Source organism: Streptomyces sp. NPDC058239 (genome assembly GCF_042882185.1).
Classification (GTDB): Bacteria; Actinomycetota; Actinomycetes; order Streptomycetales; family Streptomycetaceae; genus Streptomyces.
Map to the genome: position 1 here is coordinate 1 of NZ_JBHVWS010000102.1, position 17,075 is coordinate 17,075.

At 68.3% G+C, this 17,075-nt stretch carries 17 protein-coding genes; 5 read left to right on the forward strand and 12 right to left on the reverse strand.

What is annotated here, in order from left to right; translation table 11 throughout:
• The 7 genes from ACFVYE_RS46105 to ACFVYE_RS46135 form a co-directional block, all read right to left on the reverse strand.
• Positions 1–401 (reverse strand): flavodoxin-dependent (E)-4-hydroxy-3-methylbut-2-enyl-diphosphate synthase (locus ACFVYE_RS46105; protein WP_389609542.1); only part of this gene is annotated, 401 nt, incomplete at its 3' end.
• Positions 402–582: 181 nt separating this feature from the next.
• Positions 583–1,893 (reverse strand): M50 family metallopeptidase, encoded by a 1,311-nt coding sequence (locus tag ACFVYE_RS46110; RefSeq protein WP_383977870.1) that lies wholly within the window; start codon positions 1,891–1,893, stop codon positions 583–585.
• Positions 1,890–3,143 carry a 1-deoxy-D-xylulose-5-phosphate reductoisomerase gene (gene dxr / locus ACFVYE_RS46115; RefSeq protein ID WP_383977873.1) on the reverse strand — a complete coding sequence of 418 codons (1,254 nt, stop codon included), beginning with the start codon at positions 3,141–3,143 and terminating at the stop codon, positions 1,890–1,892. The genes ACFVYE_RS46110 and dxr overlap by 4 nt, the downstream gene beginning before the upstream one ends.
• 148 nt (positions 3,144–3,291) lie before the next feature.
• Positions 3,292–3,921 carry a hypothetical protein gene (locus ACFVYE_RS46120; RefSeq protein ID WP_383977876.1) on the reverse strand — a complete coding sequence of 210 codons (630 nt, stop codon included), beginning with the start codon at positions 3,919–3,921 and terminating at the stop codon, positions 3,292–3,294.
• Between the two features lie 34 nt (positions 3,922–3,955).
• Positions 3,956–5,203, reverse strand: coding sequence for a 3-phosphoshikimate 1-carboxyvinyltransferase (aroA, locus tag ACFVYE_RS46125; RefSeq protein WP_383977879.1), 1,248 nt, complete (start codon positions 5,201–5,203; stop codon positions 3,956–3,958).
• Between the two features lie 82 nt (positions 5,204–5,285).
• Positions 5,286–7,232, reverse strand: coding sequence for an acyl-CoA dehydrogenase family protein (locus tag ACFVYE_RS46130; protein WP_383977882.1), 1,947 nt, complete (start codon positions 7,230–7,232; stop codon positions 5,286–5,288).
• 939 nt (positions 7,233–8,171) lie between these two features.
• Entirely contained in the window at positions 8,172–8,714 is a 543-nt protein-coding gene (locus ACFVYE_RS46135) for a hypothetical protein (RefSeq protein ID WP_383971637.1), read from the reverse strand.
• Between the two features lie 1,022 nt (positions 8,715–9,736).
• Between ACFVYE_RS46135 and ACFVYE_RS46140 the strand changes: the two genes are divergently transcribed.
• Together ACFVYE_RS46140 and ACFVYE_RS46145 are read left to right on the forward strand one after the other, a co-directional pair.
• On the forward strand, positions 9,737–10,528 hold the full coding sequence (locus ACFVYE_RS46140; RefSeq protein WP_383971634.1) for a hypothetical protein: 792 nt from the start codon (positions 9,737–9,739) through the stop codon (positions 10,526–10,528).
• Positions 10,529–11,012: 484 nt separating this feature from the next.
• A complete protein-coding gene (locus ACFVYE_RS46145) occupies positions 11,013–12,242 on the forward strand; it encodes a PP2C family protein-serine/threonine phosphatase (RefSeq protein WP_383971641.1) in 1,230 nt (409 codons plus the stop codon).
• A 21-nt stretch (positions 12,243–12,263) separates the two neighbouring features.
• Here the strand turns inward: ACFVYE_RS46145 and ACFVYE_RS46150 are convergent, their stop codons facing one another.
• The 5 genes from ACFVYE_RS46150 to ACFVYE_RS46170 all read right to left on the reverse strand — a co-directional run bounded on the left by ACFVYE_RS46150 (position 12,264) and on the right by ACFVYE_RS46170 (position 14,429).
• A complete protein-coding gene (locus tag ACFVYE_RS46150) occupies positions 12,264–12,587 on the reverse strand; it encodes a helix-turn-helix domain-containing protein (RefSeq protein ID WP_383971631.1) in 324 nt (107 codons plus the stop codon).
• Complete coding sequence (locus tag ACFVYE_RS46155) at positions 12,584–12,796, reverse strand: DUF6879 family protein (RefSeq protein ID WP_383971628.1); 213 nt, start codon at positions 12,794–12,796, stop codon at positions 12,584–12,586. The genes ACFVYE_RS46150 and ACFVYE_RS46155 overlap by 4 nt, the downstream gene beginning before the upstream one ends.
• A 1-nt stretch (position 12,797) precedes the next feature.
• Positions 12,798–13,004, reverse strand: a complete 207-nt coding sequence (locus ACFVYE_RS46160; protein WP_383971625.1) for a hypothetical protein — start codon at positions 13,002–13,004, stop codon at positions 12,798–12,800.
• Between the two features lie 244 nt (positions 13,005–13,248).
• Complete coding sequence (locus tag ACFVYE_RS46165) at positions 13,249–13,437, reverse strand: holin (protein WP_389609545.1); 189 nt, start codon at positions 13,435–13,437, stop codon at positions 13,249–13,251.
• Between the two features lie 50 nt (positions 13,438–13,487).
• Positions 13,488–14,429, reverse strand: coding sequence for an N-acetylmuramoyl-L-alanine amidase (locus ACFVYE_RS46170; RefSeq protein ID WP_383971620.1), 942 nt, complete (start codon positions 14,427–14,429; stop codon positions 13,488–13,490).
• 381 nt (positions 14,430–14,810) lie between these two features.
• Between ACFVYE_RS46170 and ACFVYE_RS46175 the strand changes: the two genes are divergently transcribed.
• From ACFVYE_RS46175 to ACFVYE_RS46185, 3 genes are all read left to right on the forward strand, one after another.
• On the forward strand, positions 14,811–15,446 hold the full coding sequence (locus tag ACFVYE_RS46175; protein WP_383971617.1) for a GNAT family N-acetyltransferase: 636 nt from the start codon (positions 14,811–14,813) through the stop codon (positions 15,444–15,446).
• A gap of 230 nt (positions 15,447–15,676) precedes the next feature.
• Entirely contained in the window at positions 15,677–15,991 is a 315-nt protein-coding gene (locus tag ACFVYE_RS46180) for a hypothetical protein (protein ID WP_383971614.1), read from the forward strand.
• A gap of 85 nt (positions 15,992–16,076) precedes the next feature.
• The coding region (locus ACFVYE_RS46185) for an IS630 family transposase (RefSeq protein ID WP_389609548.1) at positions 16,077–17,075 on the forward strand (999 nt) is incomplete at its 3' end.

Here is a 17,075-nt window from a genome sequence, read left to right on the forward strand (position 1 = left end):
GCCCGCGCGATCTCCTTCACCTTGTCGTCGAACTGCTTGATGTTCCCCGGATTCACCCGCACCGCCGCACAGCCCGCATCAATCGCCGCGAACACGTACTTCGGCTGGAAATGAATGTCCGCGATCACCGGGATCTGCGACTTCCTCGCGATCGTCTCCAGCGCGTCCGCATCGTCCTGCGTCGGACAAGCCACCCGCACGATCTGACAGCCCGACGCCGTCAGCTCCGCGATCTGCTGCAACGTCGCACCGATGTCCGACGTACGCGTCGTGGTCATCGACTGCACCGACACCGGCGCATCCCCGCCGACCGCAACCGACCCGACCTGGATCTGGCGGCTGACCCTCCGGTCGGCGAGCTTGGTCGGAACGGACGGCATTCCGAGAGAAATCGCAGTCATGCGCTGAGCATCCCCAAGGTGTGGATCAAGGTCCCGAGATCGGCGGGCTCCGGGCTTCGAGGTTACGGCACCGGCGACACCCCGGAGCACACCGCGTCCAGGAGTGCCGCGCAACGGGGCGGGCCCGTACACACGCTGTGTGCCGGGCCGTCACCCATGGTTCACCGGGCCGGTCGGGAGATCAGGAGATCTTGACCGGGTTGACGATGTCGGCCACCAGCACCAGCAGTGTGAAGCAGATGAAGACACCTGCGACGACATAGGCGACCGGCATCAGTTTGGCCACGTCGAAGGGGCCCGGGTCGGGGCGCCTGAAGACCCGTGCCACATTGCGGCGCAGGGCCTCCCAGAGTGCTCCGGCGATGTGCCCGCCGTCGAGCGGCAGCAGAGGCAGCATGTTGAACAGGAACAGCGAGAGATTGAAGCCGGCCAGCAGGAACAGCATCATCGCGATCTGGTTCGTCGCCGGGACGTCGAGCGTCATCACCTCGCCGCCGATCCTGGCCGCACCGACCACGCCGACCGGGGAGTCCGCTGCGCGCTCGCCGTCGCCGAAGGCTGCGCTCCACAGGTCCGGGATCTTGGAGGGCAGGGCGATGATCGAGTCGACGCCGTTCTCGATCATGTCTCCCATGCGGACGACCGAGTCGCCGAAGGAGAGCGGAACGATCTCGGTCTGGGCGGCGAAGCCGAGGTAGCCGGCCGTCACGTACTGACCGGGGACCACCTCTCCCTTGGAGTCCTTCTTCGCCACCGCGTTCTTCTTCAGCACCGCGTGGAGGGTCTGCTCCTGGCCGTCGCGCCGGACCGTGATCGTGGCGGGGCCGATGGTGTCGCGGATCTTGTCGGAGAGCGTGGCCCAGTCGTCGACCTTCTGGCCGTCGAAGGCGACGATCTTGTCGCCCTTCTTGAGTCCTGCGGCCTGTGCGGGCGAGACCGGGTCGGACTTCTTGCAGGTGTCGCGGTTCGCGCTCTGGGCGATCACGCACTTCTGGACACCCGCCACCTCGGTGGTCTGGGTCTGGAACCCGAAGGTCATCGCCACACCGAGGAAGATCGCGACGGCGAGGACCAGGTTCATGAACGGTCCGGCGAACATCACGATGATGCGCTTCCACGGCTTGCGCGTGTAGAAGAGCCGCTTCTCGTCACCCGGTTCGAGCTCTTCGAAGGCCGCGGACCTGGCGTCCTCGATCATTCCGCGCCACGGCGACGTGGAACGCGCCTCCAGGCGCCCGTCCGGACCCGGCGGGAACATGCCGATCATGCGGATGTAGCCGCCGGCCGGAATGGCCTTGATCCCGTACTCGGTGTCGCCCTTCTTCCGCGACCAGACCGTCGGTCCGAAGCCGACCATGTACTGGGGGACGCGGATGCCGAAGAACTTCGCGGTCGACAGGTGCCCCAGCTCGTGCCAGGCGATCGAGAACAGCAGCCCGATGGCGAAGACGACGATGCCCAGAATCGTCAACAGGACCGTCGTAATACTCATGCGCGCGCCTCCGCTGTCGCTTTCGCCGAGAGTTCACGGGCCCGGGCGCGTGCCCAGGTCTCCGCTTCGAGGACGTCTGCGACCGTGAGCGAAGTTCCCGTGGCGGGGGTGCCGTGTTCGGCCACCACCGCCGTGACCGTATCCATGATTCCGTTGAACGGCAGCCGTCCTGCCAGGAATGCGTCGACGCATTCCTCGTTCGCGGCGTTGAACACGGCCGGGGCGGTGGCACCGAGCGTGCCCACGTGCCTGGCCAGTCCCACGGACGGGAAGGCCTCGTTGTCGAGGGGGAAGAACTCCCAGCTGGACGCCTTCGACCAGTCGAAGGCCGGTGCGGCGTCCGGGATGCGCTGGGGCCAGCCGAGGCCGATGGCGATCGGGCCCCTCATGTCCGGGGGTGTGGCCTGGGCGAGGGTGGAGCCGTCGGTGAACTCCACCATGGAGTGAACGTACGACTGGGGGTGGACCACGACCTCGATCCGGTCGAACGGAATGTCATAGAGCAGATGCGCCTCGATGACCTCCAGTCCCTTGTTGACCAGGGTGGCGGAATTGATCGTGATGACCGGGCCCATGGCCCAGGTGGGGTGCGCGAGGGCCTGCTCGCGCGTGACGTCCGCCAGCTCGCTCTTCGTACGCCCGCGGAACGGGCCGCCGGAGGCGGTGACGACGAGCTTGCGTACGTCGGCTCGGGTGCCCGCGGCGAGCGCCTGGAAGAGGGCGGCGTGCTCGGAGTCGACCGGGATGATCTGGCCGGGCTCGGCCAGCGCCTTGACCAGCGGGCCGCCGACGATCAGCGACTCCTTGTTGGCCAGGGCGAGCGTGCGGCCCGCTTCGAGTGCGGCGAGCGTGGGAGCGAGACCGATCGATCCGGTGATTCCGTTGAGCACGGTGTGGCAGTCGCCGGCGGCGAGCTGGGCGGCGGCCTCGGGCCCTGCCAGGATCTCGGGGAGCGGCTCGCCCGTCCCGTACTGCTCGCGCAGCGCCTCGCGGAGGGCCGGTACGGCTTCCGGTGCGGCTACTGCCACGGTACGCACCCGCAGCTGCCGCGCCTGCTCGGCGAGGAGTGCGACCCGGCCGCCCGCGGCGGAGAGCGCGGTGACGCGGAAGCGGTCGGGGTTGCGCAGCACCAGGTCGATGGCCTGGGTGCCGATCGAGCCGGTGGAGCCGAGGATGACGAGATCCCGGGGGCCTTCCGTGGCATCGAAGACGACGTGCGGGTCGGCGAGGGGGGCAGGGCTGTCGGTCATGCCCCCCATTGTTGCCGCATCGGCTGTGGGTGTGGACAGTGCGTCCCTCGCGCCGGTTCGGCGCGGTCCGCCCGGGGCCGGTCTCAGCCGTCCCGGCGCGGAACCTCGTCCGCCGGGCCGCTGTGATCCGTGGAGTCGCCGGGGGCGGTCATTTCGACATGGGGTGAGCGCACAGGGTCTTCTTCTCCGCGCTGTACTCCAGGTAGAGCAGCCAGTCCTTGCCCCAGCACTTGTCCCCGTCGGAGATCCAGTACTCGGCCTCGGGGGAACTGCAGCCGACCTCTTCGAGGTCCTGCTCGGGCCATTTCGCGTGGTTGCGGATGCAGTCGCCGGCGGTGAACGTGGGCTGGGTGTGCGGAATCAGCTTCGGGACCACGACCGTGCCCAGGGCCACGACCAGGGCGGCCATGATGACCAGCGCGGGCGGCCGGGCCAGGACCCGGCGCCCCGGGGCGAGTTGGGGCCGCAGATTGCCCACCGGGTGGGGCAGGGCGCGGATCCGGGAGCGGGCGCCGATGTTCATCACCATCGTGACCGGTGCGGCGAACACCGACAGCAGACCCCACCAGCCCTGCCAGAGGGTGTCCGAGGTCATCCTGCGGTACGTGGCCGTTCCGCAGGTCCGGCAGAAGGCGCCCTCCTCGGTCAGGAAGCGCAAGGTGACGACGAGCCCGCGGTGTCCGCGCACCACGGCGTGGACCGCCGGTAGCGCACCGCAGATGTGGCACGACGCAACGGATCCGTAGGAGGTCGGCAGGTGGTGGGGCGGCGTGGACATGAGAACTCCCGGAGACGGCGTGGGCCCAGGAACCCTAACGGTTCGTGAGTTCCGCGAACTCGGCGAAGGCCTCGTGGAACCCGGGGAACGTCTTCCGTACGCAACCGGGGTCGTCGAACGTGATGCCCGGCACCCGCAGGCCGGCGACGGCGAACGACATGACGATGCGGTGGTCGCCGTGGGTGGTGATCTCGGTGGGGCGGGGTGTGCCGGGGTGGATCTCGATCCAGTCCCGGCCCGTCCCGACCGTGATGCCCATCCGCCTGAGGTTGTGGGCGCAGGCCTCCAGCCGGTCGCACTCCTTCACCCGGGTGTTGCCCACGTCCTCGATGCGTACCGGCCCCGAGGCGAAGGGGGCGATCGCCGCCAGCGTCGGCATGGTGTCGGAGATGTCGCGCATATTGACGACGAGGCCCGAGAGAGTGCCGCCGGAACTGACGGTGGTGGACCGGGCTGTGGTGTGCACCTCGGCGCCCATGCGGCGCAGCACATCGACGAACCGGAGGTCGCCCTGGAGTGCGTCCGTGCCGAGGCCGGGGACGGTGATCTCACGGCCGGTGAGGGCCGCCGCGGCGAAGAAGTAACTCGCGGTGGAGGCGTCGGGCTCGATGGCGTACGTGGTGGCCCGGTAGCCGCCGGGTGGCACGGTGAAGACGTCGTCGTGGTGGCCGCCGCGGGTCACCTCGACCCCGAAGCTGCGCATCATCGCGAGGGTGATCTCGATGTACGGGGCGGAGACCAGGTCGGTGACGGTGATCCGGAGCCCCTGAGCGGTCAGCGGTCCGAGCATCAGCAGCGCGGTGAGGTACTGGGAGGACTCCCCCGCGTCCAGGGTGAGTTCGCCGCCCCTGATTCCGGCTGCGTCGATCCGCAGCGGGTGGTGACCCTCGGCCGCGTCGTGGCGCAGGTCGACGCCGAGCGTGCGCAGGGCCTCGGTGAGCGGGGCGAGGGGGCGGCGGCGCATCTGGGCGGAGGCGTCGAAGCGGTACGTGCCGGAGGCGGCGGCCGCGGCGAGGGTCGGCAGGAAGCGTGCCGTGGTGGCGCCGTCGCGGCAGTAGACGTCGGCGTCGGTGACGGCGGGGCCGGAGGGGCGGCCCTCGATGTGCCAGCGGTCCGCTTCCTGCCCGACGCGGTAGCCGAGGCGCGTGAGGCCTTCGGTGAAGCCCTCGGTGTCGTCCGAGCGCAGGGGCCGTACGAGGGTGCTGGTGCCGTTCGCGGCGGCGGCCAGGAACAGGGCACGCGCGGTGACGGACTTGGAGCCGGGGATGTGGATGACGGTCACGGACCGTCATCCTGCCGTACCGCGCACGGCCGGGCGGGGTACGTCCGGTGAGTGGACGTGCGCCCGCCCGGTGGTCCGCGGTTCAGCGAACGGGGCGGTGGACGTTGTCCCGGACGGACGGCCCGGGAGTGGCGTCGGCGATCCACGGGCCTTCGCCGCTCGGATCGATGATGCCTTCCTCCAGCCAGGTGTACGCACCGGCCAGGACGCCGTCGACCACGCGCCGGTCCAGGTCGTCGGTGTTGGACCACAGGCGGGTGAAGAGTTCCTCGACCCGGATGCGGGACTGTCGGCAGAAGGTGTCGGCGAGCCGGTAGGCCTCGCGGCCGTGGTCGTCGGAGGAGCGCAGCAGTTCGGCGCGGACGCAGGCGGCGCTCATCGCGAAGAGTTCCGCGCCGATGTCGACGATCCTGCCGAGGAAGCCCTGCTTGGTCTCCATCCGGCCCTGCCAGCGCGACATGGCGTAGAAGGTGGAGCGCGCGAGCTTGCGGGCGGAGCGTTCGACGTAGCGCAGATGGGTGGACAGGTCCGGGTGTCCGGGTGGGTTGAATTCCCCGTACGTACGCGGGAGTTGCCCTGGACCTGCGACGAGCTTGGGCAGCCAGCGGGCATAGAAGCCGGCCGCGTTCGCGCCCGCCTTCGCCTTGGCGGAGAGGGGTTTGTCGGGGTCGATGATGTCCCCCGCGACCTTCAGATGGGCGTCGACGGCCTCACGGGCGATCAGCAGATGCATGATCTCGGTGGAGCCCTCGAAGATCCGGTTGATCCGCAGATCGCGCAGGAGTTGTTCGGCGGGGACGGCCCGTTCGCCGCGGGCGGCGAGGGACGCGGCTGTCTCGAAGCCCCGGCCGCCCCGGATCTGGACCAGTTCGTCGGCCATCAGACAGCCCATCTCGGAGCCGTACAGCTTGGCAAGGGCCGCTTCGATCCGGATGTCGTTGCGGTTCTCGTCCGCCATCTGGGAGGAGAGGTCGACCACCGCTTCGAGCGCGAAGGTGGTTGCGGCGATGAAGGAGATCTTGGCGCCGACGGCCTCGTGCCGGGCGACCGGCCTGCCCCACTGCTCACGGACCGCCGACCACTCGCGGGCGATCTTCAGACACCACTTCCCGGCGCCGACGCACATGGCGGGCAGGGAGAGCCGTCCCGTGTTGAGCGTGGTGAGGGCGATCTTGAGCCCCGCGCCTTCGGGGCCGATGCGGTTCGCGGCCGGGACCCGGACCCGGTGGAAGCGGGTGACGCCGTTCTCGAGGCCGCGCAGGCCCATGAAGGCGTTCCGGTTCTCGACGGTGATGCCCGGGGAGTCCGCCTCGACGACGAAGGCCGTGATGCCGCCCTTGTGACCTTCCGACTTCGGGACGCGGGCCATCACGACGAGGAGGTCGGCGACGACACCATTGGTCGTCCACAGCTTCACACCGTCGAGGATGTAGTCCGGTCCCTCCGGAACCGCCGAGGTGGCGAGCCTGGCCGGGTCCGAGCCGACGTCCGGTTCGGTGAGCAGGAACGCCGAGATGTCGGTGCTGGCCAACCGGGGCAGGAAGGTGTCCTTCTGTTCCTGGCTGCCGAAGAGTTTCAGCGGCTGCGGTACGCCGATGGACTGGTGGGCGGAGAGCAGTGCACCGATCGCGGGACTGGCGGAGCCGACCAGGGCGAGGGCCTTGTTGTAGTAGACCTGGGTGAGGCCGAGGCCGCCGTACTTCGGGTCGATCTTCATCCCGAGCGCGCCGAGTTCCTTGAGGCCGTTGATCACCTCGTCGGGAATCCTCGCCTCACGCTCGATGAGGGCGCTGTCGATCCTGGTTTCGCAGAAGTCGCGCAGCCGGGCGAGGAACGCCTCGCCACGCCGGACGTCGTCCGCGGCCGGCAGCGGATGCGGATGGATCAGGTCGAGCCGGAAGCGCCCGAGGAAGAGTTCCTTGGCGAAACTGGGCTTGTGCCAGTCCTGTTCGCGAGCGGCCTCGGCCACTTGGCGCGCTTCACGCTCGGTCACCTTGGGCGTGTTCTTCGGAGCGGATGGTGCGGACATGAGGAGCTCACCTCGCCGCTTTGTGGGGTGGGCGGACGCGGCCGGTCCGCGCGGAGCGCGCATGGGCGCCTGCCGAGCCGTACCAACCAGTGCTACTTGTCCTGATGTACCCGATTACTGGCACTCCCACCATCCCTCGGACGCCGATCGGGTCGGTAGCCACTCCACTGGCCAGCCCCGCAGTGACACGGCGGTCAGGCCGTGAGCGGGAAGCAGAAACGGCCGGAGCCCCCGCACCATGGGCCCCTCTCACCGCTCTGACCTGCGGTTTTCGGCCGCCACCCTCCTCGGCCCGTTTCGCGAGGCCGCCCATGACGAACCCGACCGTCTTCTCCAGCCCCGGGAATTCCTCGACCGACTCCACCGCGGCCTCCTCAGCTACAGCAACAACCGCCTCCACGACGACACCGCGGCCCTCGCCGTCTGCCACCTGCCCGACTGGAAGTGCCCGGAAGATCTTGAGGTCGAGCCCGACTTGCACCGGTTCACACCGATTGACATTTACCGGCGTTCCGGTGCGAACTTGACAGAGAGAGCAAGATCTGCATCGGTCTCGCAATCGCAGTGCGCCACCCAGGCTCCTGCCGTCTGCGCAACACGGGGCGCCCGCGCGGCGCTGCTGTGCTCAGCGATATCGGCCCACACCGCTGCGGACATCAGCGCGTACGCAAGGCGCGCCTCCGGGTCTGCAGCACGTATACCGACCCCCGGCAGGCCCAGGCGTGCCCAGACTCGGAGACATGGCCGGAGGTGGACGAGCCGGACGGCCCAGGCTGCTGTATCGAGCCAGGACGCACCGAGCGTCGCCCACCCCCGATCCCCGCATCGCCGCAGCGGCCAACACCCGCAACGCCACGAACGCCGCGCGCGGCGTTGCGGGTGTCGCCAGTGCGACACCCGCAACGCCCTTCCAGCAATACCGGTTGGCGGCGGAGGGACTTACCGCGCAGAGACTGGCGTGTCATTAAGAGCATTCATCACTGCCCCTGACACGTCCACCCATCCGCCCTTGTCGTCGTCGTTCCAGGAATCGTCGTTCCAGGAATCATCGTTCCCCGACTTGTCGTTCCAGGAATCGTCGTCCCCCGAATCGTCGTTCCAGGAGTTGTCGCTTCCCGAATCGTCGCTCCAGGAATCGTCATCCCCAGAATCATCGTTCCAGGAGTTGTCGCTTCCCGAATCGTCGCTCCAGGAATCGTCATCCCCAGAATCATCGTTCCAGGAGTTGTCGCTTCCCGAATCGTTGCTCCAGGAATCGTCATCCCCCGAATCGTCGTTCCCCGACTCGTCGTCGTAGGAATCGTCGTCGTAGGAATCGTCGTCGTCGTCGTTCCAGGAATCGTCCTGCGTTGCAGTCGTTGTCTGGTCGGGAATTCGGGGAGTCGCCATACTGACGGTCGCACCTGTTGACACAGCAAGCGCTGCAGCCAGGCAGGATGCGCCAATATAACGAGATATCCGTCGGCGCGGTTTGCTGATCATGCTAGCTCCCTTGCAGAACGAGTATGTCAGAGTGCCCATGCGGGATTTCAACCAGCGATGTGACGGAAGCCCCCGCCCACCAGGGACTCGTAGCGCGGGGCTACCAGGCACCCGTATGAACCATCCTTCACCTCACAGCAGGCAATCGCAAACGGCCAACTTCTTCCATTAAAAGGTCAACTAGCTGACGCTCCAGTCAATTGCTTGCTTCAGCTAGCGCCATCTCCTGACCGGGCTTCGAAGCCCCCCGCCCCAACACTGAATGAACCTAGAAATGGTTCAAGTGATGGTGCCGTACGACGTGTTAAGAGGTTGGCTGCTGCCGCAGTCAGCCGTCGACACCAGCGAACACGGGCTAATAGCTTGGGCTTTCACAACCAAGGTCGGATGGGAGAGACGGCCCCGGTCATCTGAAGAGAGCGACGAGACCTGTTGCCGCCCCGGCAACGCCGGGCACCGCGGCAATCGCCGGGAGCGGTCAAGCCGCGCTCCGGGGAGGCAACCGGAGGCCTCAGGTCGTCGACGGACGATCTCTCGGATGCGGAATGGACTCGGCCGCGGCCTTACTTACCCAAGAACGTGGGCAGGGCCGGGGAAAGGGGCCGCCGCCGTGCAGGCGGCGATCACCCTCCACGCCAAGGAAACCGAGCAGAGCCGGTACGAGGTCGAGCGAGAGCTGAAGCGAATCGTCCGGCACGCGGACGACGATGGCTGACCAACGGCGCGGACACCCTGTCCGGACACGACACGGACACCCAGGACAACGGCGCCGGCGCCGGCCCTGATCAGCGCGGACACTGCCCGCTGCGAGGGCGGGTAGAGGCAGTGGCCCACCAAGTCCCCCGTACTGACGATCCCCTGCCGATACCGGGGAGGTCGGCGGCGCATCCGCCCCGGCATGGCAGGCACTGCGATCGGGGTGGATACCTGCTCCCCGGCCGGGCGCAGTTCCTCGCGGACTCGACGCCGAGGCTCCGGATATGACGTGACCGGATCACGGCGCTCGACTAGGGTCCGGCCTCATGCCCGAAGCCCCCGTCTTTCACGACGCGATCATCGACTCCATACTCGGCAGCGCTCGCCGCTCCACCCTCCCGTACCAACAGGCCCACCGCGGGGACGATTTCGGTACGGCGTTCTGGTTCAACGATCTCGTCGGCAGGCAGGGCGACACGGAGACGGTCCGGCAGTACCTGGTGACCGCCGGGGCGATGACCCGTTACGACATCGCCGAGGTGCGGCTGCGGTCCGAGCTGTCCGAGTCGGCCATGAGCGCCCAAGCCATCGCGATGATCAAGTTCGAGCAGGAGTGGGCCCATCTCGGTGACTCCGGTGTGGCTGTGATGCCCACCGGCGGACTGCACGCGCTCGCCCGCCGCAAGCGGTGGGAGTGGGCTACCGACGAGATCACCGACGGGCTGGCGGCACAGCCGGAGGACGTCGCCGTCGTCGGGGGCGAGCGGGTGCCCGCGTACGTCCTGGGCCACGACGTCGGGCCGGACCGGACCGACCGGCCGCAGGTCGTGACCATCGGGAACGTCGTGCGGGACTCCGACGACGCCCGGGTGTGGTGGAACGGCGAGGTTCCCGTGGGGTGCGTCGGAGCGCCTGTCTTCGTCGGGATTGCGCTCGGCGATCAGCGGTTCAAGCTGGTTTGCCTCGGTGTCGTCCTGCCCGCGGTCGGCTCACGGCATCCGGTCGCCACATTCGACCTGATCCGTTCCGCTGTGCGGGAGTTGCCCGACCCGTCGTCACCCACGGCATCCGCCACTGCGGCAACTGCCTCCAGAAAGTGGTGGAGACGGGCGAGATAGCGGCCCGTACGGATCGGACCGAGCCACCTCCGCTTCTCGATGTCCTCCAGGCGGGCCTGTCGGGAGCCGCTGGAGATCTTTGACGGTCGGGGTTGCGGGTCTGGTGACGGGTGACACGTGGTTCGCTGTGCCGGAAGACGCGGTTCGTCGAGAAGGCGACTCGGCCCGGCCGTCCTTCGCGATCACGCCGTGACACAGCGGACCTCTGGCGCCCGGCGGCCAGGCCCGTCGGGACTGGCCCAAATCCTGCCGGCCACGGAGCGCGGGAGAGGAAGGCACGGGCCGCGTCCCCCGGGGACGGCGGGCGGACACGCCGCTTGAACTCGGCCGAAACCGTGTGAGCCATGCGCCCCGCGGCAGCCTTGTCGTCCGCGCCCACGCCTGGCGGCTGCGGCACCCTGGAGTGCTGACCTGCCACGGAGCGCCGCTGATGCCTATCGTGAAAGAGCACATGATCGACATGGCGTCGTGGGCAGGTGGCATCGTGAACGCATCCGGGATCGACTACGAGGCGGTATTCCAGGCGCTGCCGGGCGCGGTGGCTCTGTTCACCACGGACCTGGTGTACGTCGACGTCAACGAGGCGTTCCTGAGCAGCATGGGGCGTACCCGTGACCAGGTGGTAGGCCGCTACCTGTCCGATGCCTTCCCCGACGACCCCGAGGACGCCGCCGTGACCGGTATGCGCAAGCTGCAGTCATCGCTGCGGTGGGTGGCTGCCACCGGGGAGTGCGACGCCATGACGCTGCACCGCTACGACGTGGAGTACCCGGACCGGCCCGGGGTGTGGGAGGAGCGGTACTGGAGTCCGGTCAACGTCCCCGTCTTCGGCCCGGACGGGCAGGTAGCGCTGCTGCTGCACCGGGAGGAGGACATCACCGAACTGGTCCGCACACTCAGTGGCCGAGGCAGCGGAGACCGGCCGACGGTACTGGAAGCCGAGCTGTACACCCGGGCCGGGGAACTGCAGGGGGTCAACGAACGGCTGCGTGAGGCCCACGCCTGCGAACACGAAGTCGCCCTGAGCCTGCAAGAGGCAATGCTGCCCGCCCCCGGGCCTGTGAGGCATCACCGCGCAGCGGTGCGCTACCGCCCGGCGGTCGGGGGGCTGAACGTGTGCGGGGACTGGTACGACCTCGTCGACCTGCCTGGCGACCGCATCGCGGTGGCTGTCGGCGATGTCGTCGGCTGCGGCCTCGCCGCTGCCTGCGTCATGGGCCAGCTGCGCAGCGCCCTCAGCGCCGCTTCCCGCGTCGCCGACGGCCCCGCCCAGGCCCTGGAAGCCCTCGGCCTGTACGCCCGCTCGGTCGACGGCGCGGAATCGACAACGGCCGTCTTGTCCGTCATCGACGGCACCAACCGCACCATCGCCTACAGCAGCGCCGGCCACCTTCCACCAGCCCTGCTGCACCCCGACGGCACCGTGGACTTCCTCGACGAGGCCACCGATCCCCCGCTCGGCGCCCGCCCCGAGCACGCTCCCCGGCCCCAGGCCGAGACCGCGTTCACCGAGGGGGACACTCTTGTGCTGTACACCGACGGGCTGGTCGAGCGCCGCAGCGAGGACATCGATGTCGGCCTGGCCCGGCTTGCCGACTCACTCACCCGCCACCAGGACGCCGATCCCGAAACGCTCGCCGACGCACTCCTGGCCGACCTGACCCCACCTGCCGGTGCCACCGACGACACCGCCCTGGTCGTCCTACGCCTGTGACAGAGGCGGCCACCACCGCGCTCACCGCCCCGGGTCGTCGGCCGCGCCTCGCCGCCGCCGGCCTCGGGTACGGGCGTTGCCCCGCCCGCAGCTGGTCGGCGCGATCATCAGCTGCGAGCGCCGCCCTTTCAGCTCGGCAGCGGTCTCAGGCCGGCCAACCCCGGCCGCCCAGGTATCGAGGTCCGACGTCGTGGCGGTCTGCTTACCGTTCTCAGGCTTCGAGATCTTCGATGGCACCCAGCCGCACTCTGCCGCCAGGCCGCGGACAGTCAGTCCGGCCTCGGTGCGCAGCTCACGCAGCCGTGCACCGAGGGCAGTCCTGGCTTGTTGGTCATCGGTGCTCACATACGGGACGGTACCCGCGCCCTGAACTCCTCGTACCTGATGGCGAAATGCCAGGCAGCATCGCGGGCCTGGCACGCCTGGACAACCAGCTCCGGGTCAGTGCTCAGTTCCATGCGACGGCTGCTGCCCTCCCAGTTGAAGCGGGCGAGGACACAGGAGTCGAACAGCCAGAAGTCGAGGATCTGCGAGGCGGGCACGACATCCTGCACGTCACTCCTTGGGCGCAAAATTGATCAGGAGAGCTCGATCAACGACAACCATCGTCTCCCCCGAGAGCGGATTGACCATCTGAGCAATGTCCTCGGGGTCAGCGACCTTCCCTTGAACCAGTACCTCGCCAGTGTCCAGGTCCTCGTACAGAGTTGGGCATTCGCCGGTCTTGCTGTTGGTGCCGAGCATCCGCAACCTGCGGGCCATGGTGGTCTCCTCTCGGTCGTGACCCGGCCTGGTGGCCGGCTGCTGCGGCGGTAGACCTGCGGACGAGAAACACAAGAGGCCGTCCGAGCGGACGAAAGCGCCCCACAACGGCGCGGACACCCAGGACAACGGCACGGACACGCGAGGTCCAATCGGCCGTTCAACTCGGCGAACGCCGTCCGGATCTCCCCGCGCATCTCGGCCACTTCCACGGCGACACGGTCGCCACCGGACGACGACGGAGTCATGTGCGAGTCCGTACGATCTCCGCGAGCCCCGGCCCGTCACCGCTCCCGGACGCGGTGATCGCGGCGAGGGCCACCAGGACCGCGGCGCTCCCGGCGAGTGAGAGGCTCTGTTTCCACTCACCATCGAGAACACCGGCGGTGTCGAGGCCGAGCGTTGCGCTGAGGGTCTGCGCGGCGGTCCGCACAGTGCGCTACGCCGTTGCGATCCAGAACGTGGCAGTGGAGATCGATGCCATCAGGTCTCCCTGGTATTGATGTTGACGTCGATGACAGCCCGCTCGATCGCGGCCTCCACCGCGGCGACGATGGTCTCGGCGTCGGCGCCCGTGCCGACCTGACCGGCGAGCGCGGTGATCGCGGCGGTCTGGGCGGCCATCCGCTTGTCCATGGAACGGATGCGGGCCTGCATGTCCTTCAAGATGGACTGCGGCTGCCACGTGGGGTTCGTCCCGTGGTCTGCCGCGTCCGTCGGGCCGCCGATCGCATCGGTCTTCCAGACGGCGTCGAAAATGTCGCGCTTGGTGATCCCTGCCATGGGGTCCTCCTCATTCGGGTTCCAGCTCGCGGGGTGCTTCAGCCGCTCAGCCACATCGGCGCGGAGCTCGGCCATGGTGAAACCACGGGGGTCGACCTTGTCGTTCGACCACTCCAGGTGGCCGATCACGGACTTCGCCGACCAGCCGTGCGCCCGGCACAACGCCGCCTGCACCCGGACGATCGCGTCGTACTGCGCCTTGGGCCAGGGGTCCTTGCCATCGCCGAGGTTCTCGCACTCCCAGCCGTAGAAGCGCGCGTTGCCGTCGGTTCCGTTCGCGTTGCCCTTCGTGGGCGGGGTCGGCCGGCTGCCGTACGACTCGGCGATCACCTGCTCCAGAACGCGCGGGTCACCGCCGCCCGCGTGATTCGCGCGGCCCCAGCCGACCATGTGCACCCGGCCGTCCTTCGCAATCATCCCGTGGCACAACGGGCCGGGCAGGGACGCGTACCCGTCCCGGACCATGGCCACGGTCGCCGCGGTCCCCTTGGTGACCGTGTGGTGCACCATGCTGCCGTTGACCGGACCCCATGCACCTTTCGAGTTCCGGTTGTGCGTACGCCAGTTGCCGACCTCAACCACGCGCACTCCCTCGGCACGCAAAGCAGATATGACCTGAGCAGCAGACATCGGGTTTGCCATGCGATTTCCCTATCCTGCGGTGTGGATGACGCTGCGGAACACTCCCCTGGTAACCGTTCTGCCCCACGTCGGTTCCTTCTACCTTCTCCACCCGGACATACGGACCCCGCCACGTGGAATCCGCAGCGGTGGCCGTGCACTTCGTGCCGCCGCCGGTGGTGCGCGTCCACGTGATCCGCGTCGGCGTCACTGTCAGCACGTAGCTGGTGCTGATGTGGTCTCCCTGCATACAACAGCACCGACCGTGCTGCCGATCTCGGTCGCGGCTGACGTGTCAACCTGCGGCGTTCACCAGAAGCGTGCCGCCACTGCATACGGAGATGTAATGTTCACAATCGACGAGTAACTATTACTCAGCTGCTGATGGCACGGGAGGATCTGATGGTTGCGGAGTTAGTCGAGACCTGGGTGGCAGGCTGGGCCGTATCGCGGCGGACACCGCCGCCGGTCGAGATGCCCTGGGGGTTCTACATCGCGGTGGCCGACAGCCCGGTTGAAGTGGGACGCCATGTCCTGCCCGAGGCCGATGAGTTGCGGGTCCGCAGCGCCTCCGCCTCAGTGGCCGTGCCGCGAACCTGGATGAAGATGCCCCTCGAGCCAGAGGTGATCGAGCCGTGGCTGTCCCCCGGGTGGGTGGTGGCGTACGAGGACACCGGACACCTGATGGTCACCGACCTCATGGCCGCCCACCGGGTCGAGCCAGAGGGATACACCGTGACGGTGGAGACCGTCGGATCCGTCGTCTTCGCGCGGGTGCTGGACGCGGCGGGCGAGCAGGCGGCCCAGGGGCAGATGGCGGTACTCGGGGATGCGGCAGTCGTGGACCGAGTGCGGACCGAGGATGCCCACCGTCGGCGCGGGCTGGGGCAGTTGGTGATGCACACGCTCGCCGACCACGCCCTGAACGAGGGGGCCGGCCTCGGAGTCCTCGGCGCGACCGACGCCGGGCGCGCGCTGTACGAGACGCTGGGCTGGAAGAAGCACGCGACCATGGCGGAGTGCGTCTACCGGCCCTGAAGCCCGAAGCGTCAGCCGTACGCCCTCGGGCCAGGTCTTCCCCTCAGGGGATCCGCACCCATCCGGTCGGGACCATGAACGCGGTTGATCTCTGGTCGTACCGCCACCTCGCCGGCGGGTGCCCCGATAGCGCGAAGGGGCGTGTGGGTCCAGTCCTCGATGAACTCGTTCATGTGTCTAGTCCCGTGACCGGATTGGTTCGCCGGGTGGGATCCGGCAGGATCTTGTGCATGTTCGAAGAGAAGCTTGAAGCGCTCTCGCAGGTGATGGCCGAGCACTTGGCCATGCCGTTCCCGCCGGGCTTCCGCGGCCTGGACATCGAGGACCAGGACATGGTGATGCTTGATGCGGACGCGTACGGCTACGCCCTGGGCGTTCTCAAAGGCCCGCTTGACGAACAGCGCGGTGAAGGCTTGATCCGGCTGACAGCGGTGTTCGAGAAGGTTCTCCCGGCGATCGACGACGAGTACGCGACCAGGTACTACATGCACGTCCGCGACATGGCTGTGCTGGCCACCGAAGTCGAGACTCTGCGCGAGAAGTAGTCCCCCGACCGGGAAGGTTCGCCCGGCTTGTGGTCGCGGCGGTTGGATGTGTGCGGTGACGTCCGATCCGACCGTTGGAGGCGCGATGGCCGAGCCTGTCGGGGTGCGCAGGTTAACCGACCAGGAGGGACAGAAGCTGCAGCAGATCGTGCGTCGGGGCAGCACCAGTTCGGTGCGGTTCCGGCGCGCGATGATGCTGCTGGCCTCGGCCGGCGGGAACCGGGTCCCGGTGATCGCGAAGCTGGTCCAGGCCGACGAGGACACCGTCCGCGACGTGATCCACCGGTTCAACGAGATCGGCCTGGCCTGCCTGGACCCTCAGTGGGCGGGAGGCCGTCCCCGCCTGCTCAGTCCTGACGACGAGGAATTCGTCATCCGGACGGCCACCACCCGCCCCACCAGGCTCGGCCAGCCCTTCACCCGCTGGTCGATCCGCAAACTCGCCGCCTACCTGCGGGAAGTGCACGGACGTGTCATCCGCATCGGCCGTGAAGCCTTACGGTGCCTGCTCCGGCGCCGCGGCATCACCTTCCAGCGCACCAAGACATGGAAGGAATCACCCGACCCTCATCGCGACGCCAAGCTCGACCGGATCGAGCAGGTTCTGGACCGCTTCCCGGACCGGGTCTTCGCCTTCGACGAGTTCGGGCCGTTGGGGATCCGGCCCACCGCAGGCTCCTGCTGGGCGAAGCAGGGCAAGCCAAACCGGCTGCCGGCGACCTACCGCCGCACCCACGGCGTCACCTACTTCCACGGCTGCTACTCCGTGGGCGACGACCGCCTGTGGGGCGTCAACCGCCGCCGCAAGGGAACCGCCAACACCCTGGCCGCGCTGAAGTCGATCCGCGCCGCCCGACCCGACGGCGCCCCGATCTACATCATCCTGGACAACCTCTCCGCCCACACCGGCGCCGACATCCGCCGCTGGGCGAAGAAGAACAAGGTCGAGCTGTGCTTCACCCCGACCTACGCATCCTGGGCCAACCCGATCGAGGCCCACTTCGGCCCGCTGCGGCAGTTCACCCTGGCCAACTCCCACCACCGCAGCCACCCCACGCAAACCCAGGCACTGCACCGCTACCTG